Origin of the sequence: Glycocaulis sp., from assembly GCF_052168375.1 — a bacterium.
Classification (GTDB): Bacteria; Pseudomonadota; Alphaproteobacteria; order Caulobacterales; family Maricaulaceae; genus Glycocaulis.
On record NZ_JBQLZR010000343.1, the window covers coordinates 1 to 4,850 of the forward strand.

At 62.4% G+C, this 4,850-nt stretch carries 6 protein-coding genes; 2 read left to right on the forward strand and 4 right to left on the reverse strand.

Annotated features, from left to right (window positions below):
* Positions 1–273 precede the first annotated feature (273 nt).
* Positions 274–876: a YceI family protein gene (locus ACTS2Z_RS14180; RefSeq protein ID WP_442573853.1), complete on the reverse strand. Its 603-nt coding sequence runs from the start codon at positions 874–876 to the stop codon at positions 274–276.
* Between the two features lie 129 nt (positions 877–1,005).
* Positions 1,006–1,578, reverse strand: a complete 573-nt coding sequence (locus ACTS2Z_RS14185; protein WP_442573854.1) for a cob(I)yrinic acid a,c-diamide adenosyltransferase — start codon at positions 1,576–1,578, stop codon at positions 1,006–1,008.
* Positions 1,579–1,672: 94 nt separating this feature from the next.
* On the opposite strand from ACTS2Z_RS14185, the gene ACTS2Z_RS14190 reads away from it, so the two are divergent.
* Positions 1,673–2,740 (forward strand): serine hydrolase domain-containing protein, encoded by a 1,068-nt coding sequence (locus ACTS2Z_RS14190; RefSeq protein WP_442573855.1) that lies wholly within the window; start codon positions 1,673–1,675, stop codon positions 2,738–2,740.
* Here the strand turns inward: ACTS2Z_RS14190 and ACTS2Z_RS14195 are convergent.
* Positions 2,737–2,943 carry a twin transmembrane helix small protein gene (locus ACTS2Z_RS14195; protein ID WP_442573856.1) on the reverse strand — a complete coding sequence of 69 codons (207 nt, stop codon included), beginning with the start codon at positions 2,941–2,943 and terminating at the stop codon, positions 2,737–2,739. The two genes, ACTS2Z_RS14190 and ACTS2Z_RS14195, sit on opposite strands and share 4 nt — an antisense overlap.
* Before the next feature lie 212 nt (positions 2,944–3,155).
* On the opposite strand from ACTS2Z_RS14195, the gene ACTS2Z_RS14200 reads away from it, so the two are divergent.
* Positions 3,156–3,782, forward strand: coding sequence for a TetR/AcrR family transcriptional regulator (locus ACTS2Z_RS14200; RefSeq protein ID WP_442573857.1), 627 nt, complete (start codon positions 3,156–3,158; stop codon positions 3,780–3,782).
* A 17-nt stretch (positions 3,783–3,799) separates the two neighbouring features.
* On the opposite strand, the gene gluQRS is transcribed toward ACTS2Z_RS14200, so the two are convergent.
* Positions 3,800–4,675 (reverse strand): tRNA glutamyl-Q(34) synthetase GluQRS, encoded by an 876-nt coding sequence (gene gluQRS, locus ACTS2Z_RS14205; RefSeq protein WP_442573858.1) that lies wholly within the window; start codon positions 4,673–4,675, stop codon positions 3,800–3,802.
* Positions 4,676–4,850 lie beyond the last annotated feature (175 nt).

A 4,850-nucleotide genomic window follows, 5' to 3' on the forward strand; every position in this document is an offset into this window, starting at 1 on the left:
CGCTTGACGGGGACGAGGACTTTCATCGGTCGCTCCGGTTGTCTCTGGTTGCGAATGGATGGGCGGGGCGGCTCACCTTGCGGCGCACCATCCCGCACAGGGATGCAAGGGCAAAATAGGCGCGGAAACTGCCTTCGCCCACGCGTCGTGTCAACGCAGCCCCCCAATGTGTCCGGACATTTTTCAGGCAGGCCGTTCCGGACCGGGCATCACAAAAGGAAAACCCCGGACACGCAGGGGGCGCATCCGGGGCTGTCATGCAGGGCAGAAATGCTATTCGGCAGCGACGCTCAGCTCGGTCTCGATCGACAGTTCGATCTCGTCGGAAACGAACGGGGCGGCATAGCCAAGACCCCACTCTGAGCGCACCAGCGTGCCCGAAGCAGAGAAGCCGGCCGTCTGGCGTTCGCTCATCGGGTGGGGGCCGGAGAAGTTCAGCGTCACATTCAGCGAAACCGGATGGGTCTGGCCCAGAAGGGTCAGGTCACCGGTCATCGTGCCGGTCTGACCGTCTTCGGTCTCGAAGCTGGTGGCGACGAAACGGGCGGTAGGATGCTCGGCGGTATTGAACAGGTCAGCCGATTCCAGATGGTTTTCGAAGCGCTCCTGATCGGCGCCGACCCAGAACCCGTCAGCAAGGTTGAACGTCACGTCGACGGTGGAATTTTCCGGCTCTTCAAGGTCCAGCAGCAGCACGCCTTCATAGTCGGTGAAGTAGATCGACTGGCGCGACAGGCCCAGATGGTCCCAGCTGGCGCGGATGGCGGTGTGGGTGCGGTCAAACTCGTAGGCAACCGGCTCGGCAAGGGCAGCGCCGCCAAGCATGGGCGCAGTGAGGAAAGCCGCAAGCGAGGCGGCAGCAAAAACGGTCTTCATGGGCCTGTGTCTCCAGTAGGGTCCAGTGGTTGCGGCCGCTTGCCGCACCGCAAGACATAGGAATGCACCCGGTCAGATTTCCAGTGCGGCGTCTGAAATACCGCGTTGCCCGTGTGGAAAGAGCCGCTGTCAGCGAGTCTTGCCGGGGGTCCACAAGACGTCGCCGCGCCCTTCCTCATTGGCGATGCGGGCAGCCACGAAGAGAAAATCGGACAGGCGGTTGAGATAGATGATCACGGCTTCGCTCACCGGTTCACCAAGATCACGCAAGGCTACAGTGCGCCGTTCGGCCCGCCTTGCGATCGTGCGGGCAAGGTGCAGGCGGGCAGCAGCCTCGGTTCCGCCGGGCAGGATGAAGCTCTCCAGCGGCGACAGTTTCGCATTGAAGCTGTCAATGTCGGCCTCCAGGCGACCGGCCTGTGCTGGCGTCATGCGCAAGGGCTCCCAGGAGAGCGGTTCACCCCGGTCGGGCACGCAAAGATCGGCGCCCAGATCGAACAATTCGTTCTGGATGCGCAGCAGCGTCTCCTTCAGGGCGCCGTCTTCAAGGGCGGCAATAGCCAGCCCGATGGAGGCATTGGCCTCATCAACCGTGCCGTAGGCTTCCACGCGCGGATCATGCTTGGCCGCCTCGCTCATATCGCCGAGCCGGGTCGTGCCCTTGTCGCCGGTACGGGTATAGATTTTTGTCAGACGGACCATGATGAATGCCTTCAGGTGACGTTTGAAGCCGGTGCGGCGCCTGCCTATGGTGGGGTGTTCGCAACGCGGCGCCAAGGGCGGGAGATTGTTTCACATGCTGTCAGCAATTCTGGGCGCACTGGCCCTTGTCACGGCAACACCTGATGCGGGCGGGATTGCCGAGGATCTCCTTGAGGCTTCCGGATCGCCCGGAGCGGTTGTCGCCCTTCGCGCCGGTGGTGAGGATACATTTGGTGTTGCTGGCGTGCGTATCCGCAACGAGGCAGCGCCAATCGAAGCCGGTGACCTCTGGCACATGGGATCGAACACCAAGGCGATGACGGCGACACTCGTCGCGCGCCTTGCAGAGCGCGGCACGCTTCGCTGGGACATGACGGTGGGCGAGGTGCTGGGCAGTCTCGATCTCGAAATCCATCCCGATCTTGCGCACGCGGATTTCATTGCCCTTCTGTCGCATCGCTCCGGGATGGCAGCCAATGCCGGCCCTCTGACCGCCATCCGGCTGGCAGGCAGTGATGAAGACCGCGATGCGGCCGCTGACAGGATCGTGTATGCGCGCGCCGTGCTGGCTGAGCCGGGCGGGGAAGCCGGCGCCTTCCTCTATTCCAATGCGGGCTATGTGGTCGCTGCCCTGATGGTCGAACAGCTGACGGGTGAAAGCTATGAAGCCCTGATGCAGCGCGAGGTTTTCGATCCGCTGGGCATGGAGACCGCTGGTTGGGGACCTCCGGGGAATCGCGGTGAAGCCGACCAGCCGCGCGGACACCGTGCCGGTCTGTTTGGTCTTTCAGCGGTGGAACCAGGTGCAGCGGCGGACAATCCTCCCGCCATGAACCCCGCGGGGCGGGCGCACATGGCGATGGCGGACCTTCTGGACTTTCTGGACCTGCACCGCCGCGGGGCTGCAGGTGAGGAAACGGGCTATCTCAGCGCAGAAAGCTTTGCGCGCCTGCATGCGCCCAATGGCAATTACGCGCTGGGCTGGGGCGTGCGCGAGGATGGCTCGCTTGTGCATTCGGGTTCGAACACGATGTGGCTGGTGACCATGCGGGTCGATCCGCAAGGCGGCACAGTCAGCGCGGCCGGGGTCAACGATGGCCGTATCGGCGCCGTCTCCGGTCCGGTAAATGCAGCCCTGCAGGCCCTCGCTAGCAGCCGTTAGCTGCCGAACGCGCCCTTCAGCCAGAACCCGGCGACGATCACCAGAACGGCCAGGAACTGGAACAGAACGCGTGCGCGCATCAGCCTGTTGGACCAGGAGCGCCCGAACTCGCCTCCCCGCACGAGGGAATAGATGCCCACGCACAGGATCACGAAGACCACGGCCATCAGCACATAGAGAAGAATATCAAGAAATCCGATCATGACGGCTGAGATAGAGCGTCGGACCGGTTTTCTCAATCGCGGCGCATGGTTTCGGGCCTGAGGCAATTGCGCGCGCATGGCATGTGATGCGATTTGCTTGCAGTCGCAGGGCAAAGCTGCTCATCTAAAGAAACTTACAACATACAGTGAACCCGTTCGGTGAGCTGGATTTGTTGATGTATTTTGATTTTTGATGAGTTCAGGCGGGCAAGATGCGTGATGATTCCGGGAAGCGGTTGACCCGCCGTGATGCGCGCAAGCTGGAAACCCACAGCCAGGTTATCGAGGCGGCACGCCGCGTCTTTCTCGATGACGGGTATGAGCGCGCCACTATCAAGGCCATTGCCGATGCGGCAGGCGTATCGGCAGGTACGGTGCTCAATGTTGCACCGACCAAGAGCGCGCTGCTCATTCTGATCCTGCGCGACGAATTCGAGATGATCCGCGATTCTGTCGACCGGCTGGAATCGGCCCTGTCCGGGCATTTGCGCGACCGGCTTTCCGCGCTGGTGCAGGTCATTCTCGAAGCCCAGCTTCGCCATGAGGAATTGTTTGCCGCTGCCATCGCCCACACCTGGCTCCTCACGGGCGAGGCGTATGAGGAGGCGGTGGCCGTCATGTCTTCCGCCTGGGGCGCGGTGGAGCGTCTTGTCGCCAAGGGCATACAGTCAGGTGAGCTGCGCTCCGGCCTGGACGCGGCGGAGACAGCCCGCCTGATCGAGGATTGCTATACGGGCCTCTTGCGCCGCGCACGAGGCGAGGAGCTGGACCGGTCGGTCGCCTCCGCCCTCATGCGCCAGCGCCTCGAACTGCTCATTTCCGGCCTGTCAGCCCGCTAGCGCATTCGGCCCGTTACTTACCCAAGATGTTCGGCGATCAGCCTGCAGATATCGGCAGGCTCCAGCCCTGACTGGCGCAAATGCGCCAGCGTTACCGACCGGTCGCGCTTGGCGTATCGCTTTCCATCAGGCCCTGTCAGTAGGGGATGATGGCGATAGACCGGCTCGGGGTATCCCAGCAGTGTCTGCAGAAGCCGGTGCAATCCGGCTGCAGCGCGCAAGTCCGCGCCCCGGATGACATGGGTGATGCCTTGCAGCGCGTCATCATGAACGGCCGCCAGATGATAGCTGGTCCCGGCATCTTTCCTTGCAATGACCACATCGCCAAAAACCTCCGGACGGGCGGCGACGCGTTTGCAAACATGCGGCGGGTCAAGGCTCTCCTCGCACCAGTCCAGTGCAGCAAAGCGGCTGCCGAGATAGTCTGCGCACGCCGCCATGGATAACCGCCAGGCATAGGGCTTGCCCTCTTCCAGTAGCTTGGCCTCGCGCGAGGGCGCCAGCGGCTTTCCGGTGAAGACCGGGCCCTCAGGGCCTTCGGCAGCCAGGTGCGGGGCGCTGGCTATCTCGGCCATCACCTCCTTGCGGGTACGAAAACAGCGATAGACCAGCCCGGCCTCGATAAGACGGTCGAGGGCTGACTGATAGTCGGCAAGGTGCTCGCTCTGGCGGCGCACGGGCTTTTCCCATTCAAGGCCAAGCCAGGCGAGGTCTTCATGGATGGCTGCCTCGTACTCCCGCTTGCAGCGCGAGGCATCAATGTCCTCGATCCGTAAAAGGAACCGGCCGCTGGCTGCCCGGGCCGCGTCATGGACGCACAGTGCAGCATAGGCATGTCCCAGATGCAGCCCGCCGGTCGGCGATGGGGCAAAGCGGGTGATGAATTTTGTCAACGTTTGGATAAATTTACCGCGGGAAAGCGCGCGAGAATTGGTGATTCATTTCTTTCAAGGATCGGAAGAATATCAGCGATGTTATATTCTATTCCAACTTGGTATTCCTGCTTCGGTGTAACAGATTCAGCTATGCGAACTGCGGTGCTCCGAGCCTGTCTGAGCAACTCACCTG

What these genes read in the sequence shown, in the direction of transcription:
- ACTS2Z_RS14195 (WP_442573856.1), bottom strand. Translation starts at nt 2,943, where the DNA reads ATGATCGGATTTCTTGATATTCTTCTCTATGTGCTGATGGCCGTGGTC.
- ACTS2Z_RS14180 (WP_442573853.1), bottom strand. Translation starts at nt 876, where the DNA reads ATGAAGACCGTTTTTGCTGCCGCCTCGCTTGCGGCTTTCCTCACTGCG.
- ACTS2Z_RS14185 (WP_442573854.1), bottom strand. Translation starts at nt 1,578, where the DNA reads ATGGTCCGTCTGACAAAAATCTATACCCGTACCGGCGACAAGGGCACG.
- ACTS2Z_RS14190 (WP_442573855.1), top strand. Translation starts at nt 1,673, where the DNA reads ATGCTGTCAGCAATTCTGGGCGCACTGGCCCTTGTCACGGCAACACCT.
- ACTS2Z_RS14200 (WP_442573857.1), top strand. Translation starts at nt 3,156, where the DNA reads ATGCGTGATGATTCCGGGAAGCGGTTGACCCGCCGTGATGCGCGCAAG.